This is a genomic window from Arthrobacter sp. Y81, from assembly GCF_002929335.1.
GTDB lineage: Bacteria > Actinomycetota > Actinomycetes > Actinomycetales > Micrococcaceae > Arthrobacter.
In genome coordinates this window covers 1-15,906 of sequence record NZ_PJIL01000028.1, presented here as the reverse complement: position 1 = coordinate 15,906, position 15,906 = coordinate 1, and the positions used below count along the sequence as shown (strand labels likewise).

16 protein-coding genes and 1 pseudogene are annotated in these 15,906 nt (G+C 65.9%); 12 read left to right on the top strand and 5 right to left on the bottom strand.

Going from position 1 to position 15,906, the window contains the following annotated elements; all coding sequences use genetic code 11:
- Positions 1 to 39 precede the first annotated feature (39 nt).
- Positions 40 to 1,302, top strand: a complete 1,263-nt coding sequence (locus tag CXQ91_RS22665) for a glycosyltransferase (protein WP_104176114.1) — start codon at positions 40 to 42, stop codon at positions 1,300 to 1,302.
- A gap of 87 nt (positions 1,303 to 1,389) precedes the next feature.
- Entirely contained in the window at positions 1,390 to 2,094 is a 705-nt protein-coding gene (locus CXQ91_RS22660) for a DUF998 domain-containing protein (RefSeq protein WP_104176113.1), read from the top strand.
- 113 nt (positions 2,095 to 2,207) lie between these two features.
- Here the strand turns inward: CXQ91_RS22660 and CXQ91_RS22655 are convergent, their stop codons facing one another.
- Together CXQ91_RS22655 and CXQ91_RS22650 are read right to left on the bottom strand one after the other, a co-directional pair.
- The gene (locus CXQ91_RS22655; RefSeq protein WP_258074233.1) at positions 2,208 to 3,506 is read right to left on the bottom strand and encodes a TrkH family potassium uptake protein; all 1,299 of its coding nucleotides are present in this window, start codon (positions 3,504 to 3,506) and stop codon (positions 2,208 to 2,210) included.
- A 131-nt stretch (positions 3,507 to 3,637) separates the two neighbouring features.
- Complete coding sequence (locus tag CXQ91_RS22650) at positions 3,638 to 5,035, bottom strand: amino acid permease (protein ID WP_104176111.1); 1,398 nt, start codon at positions 5,033 to 5,035, stop codon at positions 3,638 to 3,640.
- Between the two features lie 226 nt (positions 5,036 to 5,261).
- Between CXQ91_RS22650 and CXQ91_RS22645 the strand changes: the two genes are divergently transcribed.
- The 4 genes and pseudogenes from CXQ91_RS22645 (at position 5,262) to CXQ91_RS22630 (ending at position 7,726) form a co-directional block, all read left to right on the top strand.
- The gene (locus CXQ91_RS22645; protein WP_374953703.1) at positions 5,262 to 5,447 is read left to right on the top strand and encodes a hypothetical protein; all 186 of its coding nucleotides are present in this window, start codon (positions 5,262 to 5,264) and stop codon (positions 5,445 to 5,447) included.
- Positions 5,429 to 5,605: pseudogene (locus CXQ91_RS25560) on the top strand (four-helix bundle copper-binding protein); the annotation flags it as partial. The gene CXQ91_RS22645 and the pseudogene CXQ91_RS25560, both read left to right, overlap by 19 nt.
- 540 nt (positions 5,606 to 6,145) lie before the next feature.
- Positions 6,146 to 6,448 carry a DUF4193 domain-containing protein gene (locus CXQ91_RS22635; RefSeq protein WP_104176110.1) on the top strand — a complete coding sequence of 101 codons (303 nt, stop codon included), beginning with the start codon at positions 6,146 to 6,148 and terminating at the stop codon, positions 6,446 to 6,448.
- A gap of 90 nt (positions 6,449 to 6,538) precedes the next feature.
- Positions 6,539 to 7,726, top strand: coding sequence for an FAD-dependent monooxygenase (locus tag CXQ91_RS22630; RefSeq protein ID WP_104176109.1), 1,188 nt, complete (start codon positions 6,539 to 6,541; stop codon positions 7,724 to 7,726).
- A 283-nt stretch (positions 7,727 to 8,009) separates the two neighbouring features.
- Here the strand turns inward: CXQ91_RS22630 and CXQ91_RS24935 are convergent, their stop codons facing one another.
- The 3 genes from CXQ91_RS24935 to CXQ91_RS22615 form a co-directional block, all read right to left on the bottom strand.
- The gene (locus CXQ91_RS24935; RefSeq protein ID WP_181039013.1) at positions 8,010 to 8,246 is read right to left on the bottom strand and encodes a hypothetical protein; all 237 of its coding nucleotides are present in this window, start codon (positions 8,244 to 8,246) and stop codon (positions 8,010 to 8,012) included.
- Complete coding sequence (locus CXQ91_RS22620; protein ID WP_104176108.1) at positions 8,243 to 8,608, bottom strand: hypothetical protein; 366 nt, start codon at positions 8,606 to 8,608, stop codon at positions 8,243 to 8,245. Before CXQ91_RS22620 ends, CXQ91_RS24935 begins: the two co-directional genes overlap by 4 nt.
- Positions 8,609 to 8,744: 136 nt before the next feature.
- The gene (locus tag CXQ91_RS22615) at positions 8,745 to 9,515 is read right to left on the bottom strand and encodes a FadR/GntR family transcriptional regulator (RefSeq protein WP_181039012.1); all 771 of its coding nucleotides are present in this window, start codon (positions 9,513 to 9,515) and stop codon (positions 8,745 to 8,747) included.
- Between the two features lie 139 nt (positions 9,516 to 9,654).
- On the opposite strand from CXQ91_RS22615, the gene CXQ91_RS22610 reads away from it, so the two are divergent.
- The 6 genes from CXQ91_RS22610 to CXQ91_RS22585 all read left to right on the top strand — a co-directional run bounded on the left by CXQ91_RS22610 (position 9,655) and on the right by CXQ91_RS22585 (position 15,759).
- Positions 9,655 to 10,950 (top strand): ABC transporter substrate-binding protein, encoded by a 1,296-nt coding sequence (locus CXQ91_RS22610; RefSeq protein WP_104176107.1) that lies wholly within the window; start codon positions 9,655 to 9,657, stop codon positions 10,948 to 10,950.
- Between the two features lie 107 nt (positions 10,951 to 11,057).
- Positions 11,058 to 12,011 carry a carbohydrate ABC transporter permease gene (locus CXQ91_RS22605; protein WP_258074232.1) on the top strand — a complete coding sequence of 318 codons (954 nt, stop codon included), beginning with the start codon at positions 11,058 to 11,060 and terminating at the stop codon, positions 12,009 to 12,011.
- Positions 12,008 to 12,889 carry a carbohydrate ABC transporter permease gene (locus CXQ91_RS22600; protein ID WP_104176105.1) on the top strand — a complete coding sequence of 294 codons (882 nt, stop codon included), beginning with the start codon at positions 12,008 to 12,010 and terminating at the stop codon, positions 12,887 to 12,889. The genes CXQ91_RS22605 and CXQ91_RS22600 overlap by 4 nt, the downstream gene beginning before the upstream one ends.
- Positions 12,890 to 12,896: 7 nt before the next feature.
- A complete protein-coding gene (gene dgoD, locus CXQ91_RS22595) occupies positions 12,897 to 14,045 on the top strand; it encodes a galactonate dehydratase (RefSeq protein WP_104176104.1) in 1,149 nt (382 codons plus the stop codon).
- A 35-nt stretch (positions 14,046 to 14,080) separates the two neighbouring features.
- On the top strand, positions 14,081 to 14,773 hold the full coding sequence (locus tag CXQ91_RS22590; RefSeq protein WP_258074231.1) for a bifunctional 4-hydroxy-2-oxoglutarate aldolase/2-dehydro-3-deoxy-phosphogluconate aldolase: 693 nt from the start codon (positions 14,081 to 14,083) through the stop codon (positions 14,771 to 14,773).
- Positions 14,770 to 15,759 carry a sugar kinase gene (locus CXQ91_RS22585; RefSeq protein ID WP_258074230.1) on the top strand — a complete coding sequence of 330 codons (990 nt, stop codon included), beginning with the start codon at positions 14,770 to 14,772 and terminating at the stop codon, positions 15,757 to 15,759. The genes CXQ91_RS22590 and CXQ91_RS22585 overlap by 4 nt, the downstream gene beginning before the upstream one ends.
- The last annotated feature ends 147 nt before the right edge of the window (positions 15,760 to 15,906 follow it).

The following is a 15,906-nucleotide window of genomic DNA, read 5'->3' as shown; positions in this document are numbered from 1 at the left end:
TTTTTAGCACCGCGGCCTCACCTGAGAGGAGTTTGATCGATGAAGGTACTGATCATGACACTGGGGACGCGCGGTGATGTTCAGCCGTTCGTTGCGCTGGCACGGGGATTACTTGCTGCCGGGCACGAAGTGGTGCTTACCGCCCCGCAACGGTTCGCCGGGTTCGTCGCTGGTCATGGGGTGCCGTTCGCGGGCGTGGATGACGGCCCGATGCGGTTGATGGACGACCCGGCAATGGTGATCGAGGGCGGTGTGCGCGCGCGGCTGAGGCAGGTACGGACCATGCCGGCCATGTTCACGCAACTGTTGGCCGACTGCTGGGCCGTCGCGTCGGAAGGCGCTGGTGCCGGCGCGGATATTGTGGTGCACAACGGCCAGATCATCGCCGGGCAGCACGTGGCCGAGAAGCTGGGTATCCCGGCGGTGCTGGCTCTGGCGATACCGATGTACGTGCCGACCAGGGAATTTCCCTGGCCGGGCGTGGGCATGCCTTCCTGGCTGCCTGCCGCGGCCAACCGAGCCACGTTCGTGGGGATGACGGCCCCGGCGGCAATATTTGGCCGGGTCGTTGACCGGTGGCGCGAAGACACCCTCGGTCTCCCGCGCCGCCGCGGACGGCACGACCCGCTGCGCCGGCCGGATAACGGCCAGGCTCCGGTGCTGCACGCATTCAGTCCCTCGGTGCTGCCCCCGCCTCTGGACTGGCCGGACTCGGTGCATACCACCGGCTACTGGTTCCTTCCGCCCTCGGACGATGCGCTGCCGCCGCAGGTCGAGGACTTCCTTCGTGCAGGCGACCCGCCGGTGTTCGTCGGGTTCGGCTCAATGTCCGGCAGTGACCCCGCGCGCAGCACGGCCCTGGTCCTGGAAGCGGCACGCCGTGCAGGGAAACGCCTGGTGATCGGCGCGGGCTGGGGCGGACTGGACAGCAGCGTGTCAGGTGAAGGAGTTCTTGCTGTGGAGGATGTGGACTACCTGAGGTTGTTCCCGCGTATGGCTGCCGTGGTGCACCACGGGGGCGCAGGCACAGTCGGCACCGCATTCGCCTCGGGGCGCCCGCAAGTGGTGTGCCCGTTCATCGCCGACCAGCCGTTCTGGGCTCGGCTGGCACATACCCGCGGTGTCGCTCCCGCGCCACAGCCGCAACGCCACCTCACGGCCGCCGGCCTCGCCGCGGCCATAACCACCGCCGCCACAGACCCGGATATGGCACGTGCCGCCGAAGAGTTGGGCCACCGGGTATGCGCCGAGGACGGAATATCCGCAGCGGTGACCGCGCTGGAGCGCATCGCGGTGCCATAAGCCCAGGGGCTTTGCAGGTGCCCCATTACTCGCACGGGTTAGCCGCTTTCTTAAGCAGGGTTGGATCCTCGTCGAAAGGAGAACCCCATGCCCGCCCATGTTGCTCTCACGCGTTCGTTGCTCGCGGGCGGCGTCATCGCGGGAGCTACGTTGCCCGTTATCCTCGGAGTTGCCGGAGCAACCCGCCAGGGATACAGCGTGTGGCGCAATGGCGTGAGTCAACTTGGGACCGGAGACGGAGCGTGGGTGTTCGCAGTCGCGTTCGTTCTCGGCGGAGTTCTCCTCGGACTCTTCGCCCTCGGACTTCGGCGTGTGCTGCGATCCGGTCGTGGAGCGCCGTGGGGTCCCATCGTGATCGCCATGGCCGCTGTCGGCTTTATCATCAGCGGCCTGGTGCCGACAGATCCCGCGCTGGGTTACCCGCCGGGGGAGCCGCCGACCGCAACACTTGCCGGGCGAATCCACCAAGGCGCCGGCACCCTTGTCTTCGGTGGCCTCTCCGCTGCGGCATTCATCCTGGCAAGACGGCTCCGTTCTGATGCCCGGGGGCTGGCGACCTTCTCGCTCGTGACCGGCACTCTTATCATCGTTTTCGCGATTGCGGCCGGGATCGCTTACCGCTTGGATTCACTCGGGATCTGGCAGCCTGCACCGGCCGGGATCCTTGAGCAACTATCGCTCCTCGCCGCCTACAGTTGGCTTATTGGATTCGGAATCCACTACGCCGCACCCAACCTGTCGGTGCGACCACGTAGGCGCCCTATTGTCTGGACTCCCCGCGAGGACCTTTAGGGCGCGTCGGTGGCGTTCGTCGGTACTGCCGTGGTCTCCTGCCAACGCCGGATTCCCCCGCAGCTGTCGGAGGTCCCGCAACGGGAGCCCGTCCAGGGTTCCGTGTGCGCGGGCTAGCCGATGATAGGTCGTTCTTCGGGCAGTTGGTAGAGCCGCGGGCGGGCGGACAGGGCCAGGGAGGAAGCGACGGTGATAGTGCCGATGCGGCCCGTGAACATGAGCACCATAAGTACCCATTGGGCGTTGGGGGGCAGGTCGTAGGTGATTCCGGTGCTGACGCCCACGGTAGCGAACGCGGAAATTGATTCGAAGAGGACTTTCTCAAGGCTGTAGTCCGTGAACATCAGGAGCAGCAGCGTGCCGATGACCACTGCGGCGACTCCAAGGAGGGCGACAGAGAGCGCCTGGCGTTGCACGGAGGAGCTGATGGAGCGGTGGGCGATGGTGACCTGGTCGCGGCCCCGGATCTCGTTCCAGATCGCGAACCCCAGGACCAGGAAGGTGGTGATCTTGATGCCACCGGCGGTTCCTGCGCTGCCACCTCCGATGAACATCAGGATATTGGTGATCATCAGGGTCTCAGGGGACGCGGAGGCGTAATCAATGCTGTTGAACCCTGCGGTGCGCGGGAAGACACTCCCGGCCAGGGTTGCCAGGAGTTTCCCGCCCAATGACATGGGGCCGAGCGTCTCATCCCGGTTCCATTCAAAGGCGGCGAAGAGCGCGAACCCGGCTGCGAGGAGGACCAGGGTGCCGTAGACAGTCAGACGAAGGTGGACGGTCCAGTCCTTCATCCGGACGCCGCCCTTCAGGAGGGAGATGAGCACGGGGAACCCGAGCCCTCCGGCGATCACCGCCAGGCAGATGGGGATGATGATCCAAGGGTCGTCGGCGAAGCCGATCAGGCTGTCGCTGTAGAGGGCGAAGCCGGCGTTGTTGAACGCCGAAATAGCGTGAAACATCCCGTGCCAAAGGGCTGTGCCCGGATTGTCGTCGTAGGCAAACCAGAAGCGGACCGTGAGAACGGTGGCCGTAGCGGCTTCGAAAACGACCATGATCCGGGCGACCCGGAAAAGGACGGAGCGGACGTCGCCGAAGTTCAAGGTGTGCGTTTCGGACTGTGCGACCAGCTGGCCCCGGAGCCCGATGCTTTTGCGCACGAGCAGCGACAACAAGGTCGCCAAGGTCATGATGCCGAACCCGCCGACTTGAATCAGCCCGAGAATCACGGCGTGTCCGAACGGCGTCCAGAACGTTGGGGTGTCGACGGTGATCAGGCCTGTGACGCAGACAGCCGAGACGGCTGTGAACAGCGCGGGGAGTACGGGGTCTGCCTCTGCGGCCGTCCGCGCTACGGGAAGCATCAGGAGTCCGGAGCCCAGGAGAATCACGGCGAGGAACGCCAGGGGCACCGAACGGACCGGATGCAGCAGCGCGCGTCCAATACTGTCGCCGTGGGCTCTGATCCGCGACTGTATTCGCGGGCCGCCATTCACGGGGCCGGCATTACGGATCTTCAGACCCTTTTCTCTTCCGCCGGCCCTCACTCGGACATCTCCTCGGCTTCTGCTGCGACGTTGCGGATACCCCGCGGCCGCCCGGCCCCGACCCATGCCCCGTACAGGACGGCCGCGATGATCAAGGCCGCGGCCAGGCTGATGATCGGCAGGCCCCGGGAGAGGTTGGCGATCAGGGTGAACGCCACCACCGCGGCGCCCGCGATATTCATGATGAGGTAGCCGCGGCGGCCGTCCCGGTGGGAGAAAAGGGCCATGGAAAGCAGGCCGGCCAGGAAGCTCAGAAAAACCGACACAGCGTAAAAGAGTACGAGTTCCTGGTCAACGCCGCCGGCCGCGGCGGTGACAGCGCAGGCCAGAGCGATGAACAGCACCACCCCCCAGTAGGGCGTGTGGTGGGTGTTTGTGCGTCCCAGCGCGGGAGGAAGGATTCCGACGGTATCGCCCTGTTTGTTGGTGTGGCGGGCGAGGGCTTTGAGCAGACCGGGACCCGCCTGGAAAGAGGAGCTGGCGGCGGAGAGAAGCAGCAGGGCGGTAACGAGCTGGAAGGCGGCAAAGACCGGACCGGGAGCCGCCAGCCGGGCCAGTTCGGCGATCTGGGTGCTGTCCTCGGGCGGGATACCGACCTGCAGGTGCGCGGCTTCCAGGGTCATGCCCAGGGTGATCGTTCCGACTATGGCGAGTGTCAGCCACAGCGTGACTCTCCCGAAGCGGCTCCGGCCGGCGTCATCGAGCTGCCCCAGCTGGGCGATCGCCGACGACGGGGCTTCCACGCCCGTGGCCAGGGCCATGGCCACGGGGAAGGCCAGTACGACGGCGATGACAGGAGGGTGCCCGGGTACGTCGGTGATGGTCCCCACGGGTTGCGGGGTGGCGCCCAGGCCGTAGAGCAGGACGAGGGCGGAGACGATGATGAATCCCACGGTCATCGCGGCGAACGCCAGCCGCCCCAGATGCCCGAACCAGGTCGCGGCGCCGACGAGGATTACCAGTGCCAGTGCGAGCAGCAGCCGCCAGGGCGCCAGGGATGGAAAGTATGCGATTGCCGCTGACGCCCCGGCAGAGACGCTGATGGCGATCGTGAGGACGAAATCGACCACCAGTGCGCCTATCGGTATGAAGGACCAGCGGTCCCCGAAGGCTTCACCGACTGCTGCCGACGCTCCGCCGCCCTGCGGGTAGCGCATGACCAGTTGCCGGTAATTGAGGATCACCAGGGCGATGATCGCTACGACGAGACCCATTGTGGGCACGAGCAAGGCCAGGTCGCCGTTCAGCGCCCGGAGGGCGGCTTCAATGGCGTACGCGACTGACGACACGGGGTCGGCCATCACGGCAAAAGAGAATGCCAGCAGTAAGGCTGTCCGGGAACGGAGTGCTCCGGCGAGGCCGCGCCCGGTGGCTACCTTGTCAGTTGCCGGCATCGGATGGTCCTTTCCGCTCGTCGGCCAGCCCTGCGCGTCCTGGTCCGTGACCCGGCAGGACTGCCAGGAACATCACGGATCGTAACACCGGAAATCCGGCGTACCGCCAGATAAGGGGCAGTCTTTACGAATCCTTAACGCCGCCGGTTTCGGGGGGCGCTGGACCCTGGCGGGGTGTGGCTCCTGCTCCCTCTGGGCATCGCCACCTGGGCACTCGTCCACGCCTGTGGTCCTGACACTGATCACCCTGTTGGCCGCCGTCGCGGTTCCGACCGTGGGCGACAAAGGAGAGCTGCCCGATTCCCTGCCCACGCTGTTCATCCCGAACGTGCCCTTCAATCTCGAGACGCTGCAGGTCGTTTTCCCCTTCGCCCTCGCCCATGGCCTTTGTGGGGCCACAACCCGGACGTGACCCGTGCAGTACTTCAAGCGTGCCGCATCGCGTGCAGGGCCTGCGCCGATGAATGTGAACAGCACGCTTCGGTGGACCGCCATTGCGGGGTGTGCGCAGAGGCCTGCCGGCGCTGTGAGCGGGCCTGCGCCGACCTCCTCGCCTTGCTGGCTGCGTGAGAAGCCGGCAATGGCACAGCTAAGGGAAACTGCACCTGAGAGGTCTTCAGAAGATCCACAGCTGCGGCGGATGCTGGCCACGCACATCCATTGCGGGGAGGCTATGCAGTTGGTCGTCGCAGACCAAACGCCACCTATTGAATCGCGGGATCGGAAGAACGACGGCGGCCTGCTCACCTACCGATGCGCCTGCGGGTTCAGTTTCGATCAGATGCAGGATTGACGCTGCCCGTCTCCAAGGGCTGGAGGCCGGGAGCGATACCGACTCCCGCGCCTGCTGCCAGACACGGCCACAGGTTTCAGGACACCGAAACCTGGGCAAGAAAAATACGGTTCGTCCGAGTTTTGGCCCCCGGCAGCGTCCGTCCCGGGCGCTGTCTCAGTTTCCTTCTGGAACTTGAACGCTCCCGTCGCGGTGTTGGCCGTCATCGTGCTTCACTATGACCTTCCCGACCATTATGAATCCGGAAGCAAGTTGGGGAACAAGCTACCGGGAACTCGTTGCACTCGGGACGACAACCAGAAATCGAGGAACAGATCATGACCGCTGATTACGATGAACTGCGCACCGACGTCAAGGAATCGCAGGATAAGTCCCTTGAGGCGTTAAGGTCCGCCAACGCCCCTGACGCCCTCAGCGTCGTGCGGGAACTCGACGCACCTGATGATGCTGACGCTCCCGGCGTTCCCGGCGGCGAAATAGTCGCTCAGGAACTCATCATTCAAGTCGTCCCCCAGGCCGCTGATGAGTTCACGTGCCACTCCTGCTTCCTGGTCCGTCACCGCTCCCAACTGGCGCGGGAACACGACGGCCACCAATACTGTCAGGAATGCGAAGGCTAGTTACGAGGGGGAGGATTGAGTCAAGAATGAGCCAGCGGGTGTCTGCGGGACTCTTGCACCCCCGGCTGATCCGATCGTTGGAGGCAGGATATGAAGGCCGTGGTTGTCGGGGCGGGCATTGCGGGCCTGGTCGCGGCTCGCCAGCTCGGTTTGGCCGGTTGGGACGTAGAGGTCCTCGAGAGATCGGCGGCTCCGCGCCCTGATGGCTACATGATGGACTTCTTCGGCCCGGGAGTGGAGGCGGCGGAGCGGGTTGGCCTCTATCCGCGGCTCGCAGCGGTGGCCTATCACGTCGAGGCAGCCGAGTATGTCGATGCGACAGGACGGCCCACGTCCAGCATCGACTACGACCAGTTCGCCCGGCTTGCCGGGGGGAAGGTCCTGAGCCTGCTGCGCCCCGATTTGGAGCGCGCTGCCCTCGCCGCTCTCGACCACGTGCCCTCGGGCCGGGTGCGGGTCCGCTACGGGGCGCCGGTTTCCCAGGTCTGGAGTGACGACGACGGGGTGCGGGTCGCCGTCGATGGTTCGCCGGACGTGACGCTCGCCGCGGACGTTCTCGTGGGCGCTGACGGCATCCATTCCGGAGTGCGCTCCCAGGTGTTCGGCCCCGAAGAGGAGTACGTGCGCCCCCTGGGCATGCGTGCTGCCGCCTTCATCGTGACCGAGCCGCTCCTGAATGCCCGTTTCCGGAACCGGTTCGTCCTGACCGACAGCATCGACCGGATGGTCGGGCTCTACAGCCTCCGCTCGGACGAGGTGGCGGCATTCATGGTCTACCGGGACGCCACACGCGCGACAGGGCAAGTGGGACCCGGGAGTCCGCGGGAGCGGCTGCGCCGCGAGTTCGCCGGACTCGGACACGCTGTCGACCGGCTGCTGGAACTGTGCCCCGATCATCCGTACGACGACGTCGTCGCACAGATCGTCATGCCGGGCTGGCAGAGGGGACGGACCGTCCTGGTCGGGGATGCCTGCGGGGCCGTGTCGCTCCTGGCAGGTCAGGGCGGCTCCCTCGCCATCGCAGGTGCCGCGCTACTGGGGGACATCCTCGGACCCGTGGCGTCACCTGGGGAGATCAGTTCAGCCCTGGCCGAGTTCGAGCGACGCTGGCGACCCGTGGTCGAGGAGGCCCAGGCAGCCGGGAGGCGCACCGCGTCATCATTCCTCCCCTCAAACCGGACCCAGCGACTCCTGCGCCGGTGGATCATTCGGGCCACCCATCTGCCGGGAATCGACCGGCTCGTGGCCCGCCAGATAGTGGGCAGGATCGCCAAATAGGCCGTGATCGGCATCCGTCGCCCAGGCAACGCCGGGTATCGGCCGAGAGCCTGTGGGAGTGGGCGTCGGCGCCCCAACACGTATCAGCCGGCGCCGCGAAGGGGTGCGAACGCAAATTCGCGCATACCTTCATCGAAACGGATGGCCGGAGACCAGCCCAGCTCGTCCTTGATCAGCTGCGAGGACGCGGTGATATGCCGGACGTCGCCCAGCCTGTACTCACCGGTGACGACGGGGTCGGGGCCGCTACTGAGGGCACTTGGTGCGGCGAGGTGCTCCTGGCTCAGTTTTGACGCGGCGTAGATCCATCCGCGCCTTGGCGCCGCGGAGTTCCCTCCATCACCAGGATCCGCTGTGAGACGGGCAGGTGACGCACCGTGTCCAGCGTCCGGGCCAGGCTCAGTTGCGCGATGCCGGCTGCCTGAACCGGAGTCAGCGGAGGGGAGAGCCGGGTCTTCACCCGCCCGGGGCTGCACTCCTTGGCGATTACTGCCACGGTCAGCTCCACGATGTTCCTCATGTTTGTCCTTCGCGGCCGGCAGCCTTGCGGACCGGTCCGGCAGGTGTGGCAGCGGAGACGGCCCTGATCTCAGCAGCTGTCGCTTTGAGTTGTGCGGACATGTCACGCACGGCCGTCACCGTGCCGCGCAGTGTCCCTGTCACCTTGGACTTCCCGGTGCGGGGAGAATAGCCCACGGGGACTTCCCGGATGGCCCACCCCCGGAGGCTGGCCTTAAGGAACATTTCCAGCGGGTAGCCGCTCCGGCGGTCCTGGAGGTCCAGCGAGACCAGCTCCGTACGGCGGGCCACCCGCATCGGGCCCAGATCGGAAACGGCTTCGCCGGTCAGCCGTCGCAGGCGCCACGCGATATCCCGGATCATTTCGCCCCCTCTACCTCCGTGATCTTGCGTGCCGACGCCAGGGCGCACTCGCCGACAACCTGGCGCCAGCGGTGCTCCGGCTCACGGAAAGGGAGTCACTCCGTGGCGACTACGACTGCGGCCCCAACGGCGGTGCTCACGAGAGGTGCCCGCGGGGCTGCGGCAGCACCGTTTCCGGCGCCGCCGCATGGTGGCTGGACCAGATGTCGCCCATTTCCTCGGTGGACTGCTCCACGATCCGGCTCATGGCGGCATGCGCAGCGTTTGCCTCGCTGCGCTGTATCGCACTGGCCACGTCCACGTGCAGCTGCAGGGCTTCATGGTCCGGCAACTGGGGAATCAGGCCGTGCTCGGTACGCCCGGTCAGGACCTCAGCCACGAGGTTGTGCAGCTGGGAAAACATGGGGTTGCCGGAGGCCTGGAGCACGGCGGCGTGGAACTCGATGTCCAGCCGGAGGAATTCGTCCCGGTCGCCCCGCTGGCCCGCCGCCCACAGGCGCGCAGCCCGAGACACCAGGTCGCTGCCGGCATCCCACGAGGCGCGCTCGGCCGCGAGCCTGGCCGCATGCGGTTCGATCGCGCCGCGGAGTTCGTTGAGCGCCCGCAGCTGCTCAAGTCGTCTGGAGGAGGCGAGGCGCCAGCGGATGACTTGCGGGTCGTAGAGGTTCCAGCATTCTTCCGGCTGCACCACCGTCCCGAGCCGCCGTCGTGATTCCAGCAGGCCCATGGACGATAGAACCCGCGTGGCCTCCCGGACCACGGAGCGGGAGACATTGTGCTGCGCCTCGAGTTCGTCCAGGCGCAGGATGGAGTGCGGAGCCAGGGCCCCCTCGGCGATGGCGAGACCCAGGTTTTCGACCAGCACTCTGTGCAGGTCGGCCGGGGCCACAGCTTTGGGAGTTTTCATAAATAAATCATACTGGTGGCCGCATAGGTCTTGTTTAAGTCTGCTTTATTTCCTTATGATCGCTTTCAGAGCAGATGTAAAGATGCATGTGCACATGGCTGGGCGCGGACCGCCAGCCCTGAAAACCAAGGGAGTCGTAATGAAGCGACGTTCAATTGTGAAGTACGCGGCCGTCGCCGCGGCCTTGTCACTGGGCCTAACCGCCTGCAGTGGCGGCAGCGGCAGCGATGATGCTAAGGCAGCAGGCACCGTGCGGGTAACCCTGGCCAACCACGTGTGGACCGAAGGCATCAAGGCCGCCATTCCGGAATTCGAGAAGTCCAGCGGCCTCAAGGTCGAGCTGACCCAGCTCGGCGAAGACCAGCTCTCCGATCAGTACAACGTCAAGCTCAACGCCGGCAGCGACGAGATCGACGTGATGATGTACCGCCCGCTGCAGGAGGGCAAGGCGTTCGCTAAGAACGGCTACCTCGCGGACCTGACGAGCAAGGTGTCCTCGGATGCCAACTGGGACTGGAAGGACTACCAGGAGGGCCCGGTCAAGGCCACGACCACTGACGGTAAGGTCATGGGCGTCCCGATCATCACCGAACGCGAAGTGCTCTACTACCGCAAGGACTTGCTGCAGGCCGCCGGCCTCGAGGTCCCGAAGACCATGGAAGAGCTCGAGGCGGCCGCCAAGGCCATCAAGGCGTCTTCCCCGGATACGGCAGGCTTCGTGGCCCGCACCGGCAAGTCCGCGGCGGTCACTCAGTTCTCCAGCTTTCTGTACAGCTTCGGTGGGGACTTCACTGATTCCAGCGGTAAGTCCACCGTCAACTCTGACGCTGCGAAGAAGGCCTACGCCTACTACGGTGGCCTGATCCGCAATTACGGCCCCGCCAACGTCAGCACCGACATGAGCTGGCCCGAGGCGATGGCAATCTTCACCCAGGGCAAGGCCGCGTTCTACACCGAAGCCGACTCGCTCTACAAGAACGCCACCGATCCGGCCAAGTCCAAGGTCGCTGACACGGTCGGTTTCGCTGCCCTGCCGGCCGGACCGGCAGGTTCCAAGCCGTACAACATCCCGTCGTGGGGCCTGGCGGTGAACCAGGCTTCGGGCAACCAGGACAACGCCTGGAAGTTCATCCAGTGGGCCACGAGCAAGGAACGCACTCTGGCCGCGCAGAAGGCCGGTGTACCAGGACCTCGCTCCTCCGTCTGGTCCGATGCCGAGGGAACCTCCACCTACCCGAAGGACCTCGCCGAGGCCATTGCCGTCAGTGCCAAGAACGGCGTCGGCCATGACCGTCCCGAGGTTGTCACCGTAGGCAAGGCCCGCGAAATCGTCGGCGAGCCGATCGTTGCCAGCATCACCGGCGCCGACGCTTCGGCAGCGGCTGACTCGGCCCACGAAGCTTTCCAGAAGTTTCTGGACAGCGAAAAGAAATAGTACCCCTGGCGCACTGGCGTCTGAGTGCACAACAGCCAGGCGGGACGGCAGCCACGTTGCCGTCCCGCCGCGGCCCGCTCTTCACCCCCAAACTCCTTAGGTGAACCATGTCTGTAATGAACGCTCCCCGCAGCGCTCCTGCGCGCAGCGCCGGCCGCCCTCCCAGCATGCGCGGGAACTTCTCCGCCTGGTCCAACCGGCACCGCAAATGGCTCTTTGCGGCCCCCGCGATGATCTTTGTCGGGGTGCTGATTGTCTTCCCGCTGGCCTGGACCCTGTACCTGAGCCTCACCGATTCGCAGGGCTCCGTCCGCGCCGCCACCGAGTTCATCGGCCTGCAGAACTACCTGACGGTTCTCTCTGACACGGAACGCTTCTGGCCCGCCGTCGGCCGAACATTGTCCTTCACCGGCGTCGCACTCGCGTGCGAGGTCGTGCTCGGCATGGGCATCGCCCTGCTCCTGTGGCGCCCCTTCCGCGGCGAGAAGTGGGTCCGGGTGGCCATCCTGTTGCCGCTGGTCGCCACCCCCGTAGCCGTCGGCATGATGTGGCGGCTGATCTTCGATCCCAACATCGGCTTCGCCAACCAGCTGCTGGGCATGATCGGCATTCCTGCGCAGCCGTGGCTCTCCGGCCAGGACACCGCGCTGGGAACCACTATCTTCATGGACGTGTGGCAGTGGACCCCCATGGTGGTGCTGATCCTGCTAGCCGGCCTGACCTCCCTCTCCGAAGAACCTGATGAGGCGGCCCGGGTGGACGGCGCCAACGCTTTCCAGCGTTTCTTCTACATCACGCTGCCGCTCATGATGCCGACGGTGATTGTCGCCATCCTGCTCCGGGGCATCGACGCGCTGAAGACTTTTGACATCCTCTACGCCACGAAGGGCAAGGGCGGCGGATCCTTCCACGAAGTGGAGACCCTCAACGTCTACGCCTACGGCCTTAGCTTCGACTACAACCAGTACGGGCTGTCTTCCGCGGTGCTGATCCTATTCTTCATGATCATCATCGGCTCGATGTGGCTGCTGACCATGCGCAAGAAAGCGGTAAGCAAATGACCGTCCTGACCCAAGACCAAACGTCCGCCGGACAGCCCCAGGCGATCCACCGCCGTCGGAAGCCCCTGGCAACACGTGCCTACAAAGCCTTCCGCGTCATTGCCTTGATCGCCGTAGTGCTGTTCCTGATCGCCCCGCTGTTCTGGATGCTGTTGGCCTCCTTCAAGACCAATGTGGATATCTACGACACCGGCAAGGCCTTGTTCTTCGCCCCGACGGGCGAGAACTATGCCAACGTGCTGCAGCGAAACAACTACTTCGTCTTCATCTTCAACAGCTTCTGGGTGGCTTTCGTCTCCACGGCACTGTCGATCGTCCTCGGTGTTCCGGCCGCCTATGCGATGAGCCGGTTCACCATGCACCGCTCGGCTCTCGTGGTCCTCATGGCCCGCGTCATCCCGGGCGTCTCCCTGCTGGTGCCGTGGTATTACGTGTTCTCCAACCTGCGGATGGTGGGCCGTTTCGAGGTGCTGATCCTCAGCCACATGTTCGTTGCGCTGCCACTGATCGTCTACATCATGATGAGCTACTTCGATTCCCTGCCGCTGGAGCTGGAGGAGTCAGCCCAGGTGGACGGGCTCACCCCGATTGGCGCCTTCCGCCTCATCACGCTGCCCCTTTCCGTCTCCGGCATCGCCACCGCCGGCATCCTGTCGTTCATCTTTTCGTGGAACAACTTTATGTTCGCCTTGGTGCTCTCCGGCGCCAAGACCAAGACCCTGCCGGTCGCGATCTTCGACTTCGTCTCCTACGCCAGCATCGACTGGGGAGGCCTGATGGCGGCCGCCACCGTAGTTACCATCCCGATCATGATCATTGCGCTCTTCACGCAGAAGTACATTGTGTCCGGCCTCACCGCCGGCGCGACCAAGGGCTAGGCAACACATGACAAACATCAGCAGGATTGAAACCTTCCTCGTCGCCCCGCGCTGGCTTTTCGTCCGGATCGAAACGGACAGCGGGATCGTCGGCTGGGGCGAGGCGACTTGCGAGGGCCGCAGCGAAACGGTGCGCACCGCCGTCGACCAGCTCTCCGAGCTGCTCATCGGCAACGATGCGCTCCGGATCGAAGACCACTGGCAGGTCATGACCAAGGGCTCCTTCTACCGCGGCGGGCCCATCCTGGCCAGCGCCGTGTCCGGCCTGGACCAGGCCCTCTGGGACATCGCGGGCAAGCACTTCAACACCCCCGTGCACCAGCTCCTGGGTGGCCACGTCCGGGACCGGATCCGGATGTATGGCTGGGTAGGCGGTGACGAACCCAACGAAGTGGCCGACCAGATCAGCGCTCAGCTGGAGGTCGGCCTCACCGCCGTGAAGATGAATGCCAGCGGCCGGATGAGCCCCATCGCCTCCGTGGCCGAGCTCGACGGCGTCGTCCGCCGGGTTGCCGCCGCCCGCCAGGTCCTCGGGGACCACCGCGACGTCGCCGTCGACTTCCACGGCCGCTTCAGCCTCGCCAACGCCCGCCGGGTGGCGCCGCTGTTGGAGCCGTTCCGGCCCTTCTTCCTCGAAGAACCGGTGGTTCCGGAGAACACCCACCTGCTGCGCGAGTTCACCGCTTCGACGACGACGCCGGTCTCCATCGGCGAGCGGCTCTACAGCCGGCAGGAGTTCCTGCCCGCGCTGCAGGCCGGCATCGCCGTGGCCCAGCCCGATCTCTCCCACGCCGGTGGCATCACCGAGGTCCGTAAGATCGCCTCGCTGGCCGAAATTTACGAGGTTCAGCTCGCCCCGCACTGCCCGCTGGGCCCGCTGGCACTGGCCGCGTGCCTGCAGGTGGGCTTCGCGACGCCCAACTTCCTGATCCAGGAACAGAGCATCGGAATCCACTACAACAAGGGCGCCGAGGTCCTGGATTACGTGGTCGACAAGTCCCCGCTGAAGTTCGTCGACGGGCACATCGAACGGCTCACCGGCCCGGGCCTGGGCATCGAGATCGACGAGGCGGTGGTCCGTGCAGCGGACAAACGCGGGCATGCCTGGCGCGGTCCGATCTGGCGCCAGCCCGACGGCGCCTTCGCAGAATGGTGACGGTCCCGAGCACGGGCACGGAGATGGACACCCCAATGAAGGAGCAGCCCAGCATGCAGAACACCCTGACCCCGGAGAGCCTGCTGGCCGGGATACGGCAAACGCGACTCGTGGCGATTGTGCGTGGCACGCAAGGGCAGGCTGCGGCGAAGGCCGCCCTCGCTGCGATGGAGGAGGGCTTCCGCTATGTCGAAATCGCGCTCACCACGCCGGGAGCCGTCCAGGCCATCCGCGAGGTCCGGGCGGCGGCACCCGCCGGGTGCTTTGTCGGCGCCGGAACAGTGCTGACAGTGCAGGACGTGGACAACGTCTCGGCCGCTGGCGGCCAGTTCATGGTCACGCCGTCGCTGGCACCATCCATCGAAGAATCTGCCAGACGGGGCATCCCCATCCTGGCCGGGGCCTTGACCCCGAGCGAGGCTCTGGAGGCCATGAACCGCGGAGCCACCGCGGTCAAGCTCTTCCCCGCCTCCATCGGCGGCCCGGGCTACCTCAAGGCGCTGCGCGATCCTTTCCCGGACATCCCTTTTGTCGCCGTCGGCGGAGTCGGGCTCGAAGAAGCGGCGGGCTACTGGGAAGTGGGTGCCATCGCCGTAGGGCTTGGCGGCCCCCTGTTCGGCGACGCCGGATCGGGTGGCGAACTTGCCCCTGTGCGGGAGCGAGCCCGCGCTTTCGTCGCCCTTGCTTCCGACTACGACCGCCGGACCACCCCGAAGAGCCTGCGGTGAGTGCCGCCGTCGGGCTCCTTCCGGTTGATCTCCTGACCTTTGGCGAATCCATGGTCTCGCTGCGTTCCGCCGGGCCGCTGTCCGCCGGCGGCGCCCTGACCATGCACGTCGCCGGGGCGGAGTCTAATGTGGCCGTCGGCGTTGCGCGGCTCGGGCACAGCGTCAGCTGGGCCGGGGTGGTGGGCGCGGACCCGCACGGCGAGTTCATCCTCCGCCAGCTCCGCGCCGAGGGTGTCCGGCTCCAGCACCGGGAAGATGCCACGCGCCGGACCGGGGTGATGTTCCTCGAACACCGCACGGCCGATGTCACCCGTGCCTTCTATTACCGCTCCGGTTCCGCCGGGTCCACGCTGAGCCGGGAGGACGTGGGCCGCGCCCTGGAGCAAGGAGCCCGCATTCTGCACCTGACCGGCATCACGGCCGCACTCAGCCCCGAGTCCCGGAAGGCCGTGCAGTACGCCGCCGAGCGCGCAGCCGCGGACGGCACGGTGGTGTCCCTGGACGTCAACTACCGCAGCAAGCTCTGGTCCCGGGAAGAGGCGCGCGAGGTGCTCACGCCGCTTGTCCGGCACGCCAGCATCGTGATCGCCTCCGACGATGAACTCGGCCTGGTGGCCTCCGCGCCAGCAGGCACCCAGAACCCCGACGCCGTTGAATCGGCGATGGCTGCCGAACTTCTGGGGCTCGGAGTAAGCGAAGTTGTCGTCAAGCGCGGCGCCGCCGGCGCCGGAGTCCACACCGCCGACGGCCGATGGGAAACACCCGCCGTCCCCGTGACCAGCATCGATACCGTGGGAGCCGGAGACGCCTTCACTGCCGGCTACCTGTCCGCCCTGCTCGACGGCGCCGAGGTGGCGGGCCGCCTGCAGCGCGGAGCCCTTACCGGAGCCTTCGCTGTTAGTACCGCCGGGGACTGGGAAGGCCTGCCGGCCCGTACGGAGCTGGCTCTGCTCGCAACCACCCCCGGCGGAACCACGCAACGCTAAGCTGCCCGCCGGCCGGGCCACCAGACTCGCCTGATCCTCCCTTCCTCTGGATAAGAAAGCACGGACCTCTTGTGAAAATCATTGCCGCGGAAGTCTTTGTGACAAGCCCGTCCCGTAACTTCGTGACCCTCCGGATCACCACGGAGG

Coding starts and splice junctions, on each gene's coding strand:
- CXQ91_RS22665 (WP_104176114.1), top strand. CDS start 40: ATGAAGGTACTGATCATGACACTGGGGACGCGCGGTGATGTTCAGCCG.
- CXQ91_RS22660 (WP_104176113.1), top strand. CDS start 1,390: ATGCCCGCCCATGTTGCTCTCACGCGTTCGTTGCTCGCGGGCGGCGTC.
- CXQ91_RS22650 (WP_104176111.1), bottom strand. CDS start 5,035: ATGCCGGCAACTGACAAGGTAGCCACCGGGCGCGGCCTCGCCGGAGCA.
- CXQ91_RS22635 (WP_104176110.1), top strand. CDS start 6,146: ATGACCGCTGATTACGATGAACTGCGCACCGACGTCAAGGAATCGCAG.
- CXQ91_RS22630 (WP_104176109.1), top strand. CDS start 6,539: ATGAAGGCCGTGGTTGTCGGGGCGGGCATTGCGGGCCTGGTCGCGGCT.
- CXQ91_RS24935 (WP_181039013.1), bottom strand. CDS start 8,246: ATGAGGAACATCGTGGAGCTGACCGTGGCAGTAATCGCCAAGGAGTGC.
- CXQ91_RS22620 (WP_104176108.1), bottom strand. CDS start 8,608: ATGATCCGGGATATCGCGTGGCGCCTGCGACGGCTGACCGGCGAAGCC.
- CXQ91_RS22615 (WP_181039012.1), bottom strand. CDS start 9,515: ATGAAAACTCCCAAAGCTGTGGCCCCGGCCGACCTGCACAGAGTGCTG.
- CXQ91_RS22610 (WP_104176107.1), top strand. CDS start 9,655: ATGAAGCGACGTTCAATTGTGAAGTACGCGGCCGTCGCCGCGGCCTTG.
- CXQ91_RS22605 (WP_258074232.1), top strand. CDS start 11,058: ATGTCTGTAATGAACGCTCCCCGCAGCGCTCCTGCGCGCAGCGCCGGC.
- CXQ91_RS22600 (WP_104176105.1), top strand. CDS start 12,008: ATGACCGTCCTGACCCAAGACCAAACGTCCGCCGGACAGCCCCAGGCG.
- dgoD (WP_104176104.1), top strand. CDS start 12,897: ATGACAAACATCAGCAGGATTGAAACCTTCCTCGTCGCCCCGCGCTGG.
- CXQ91_RS22590 (WP_258074231.1), top strand. CDS start 14,081: ATGAAGGAGCAGCCCAGCATGCAGAACACCCTGACCCCGGAGAGCCTG.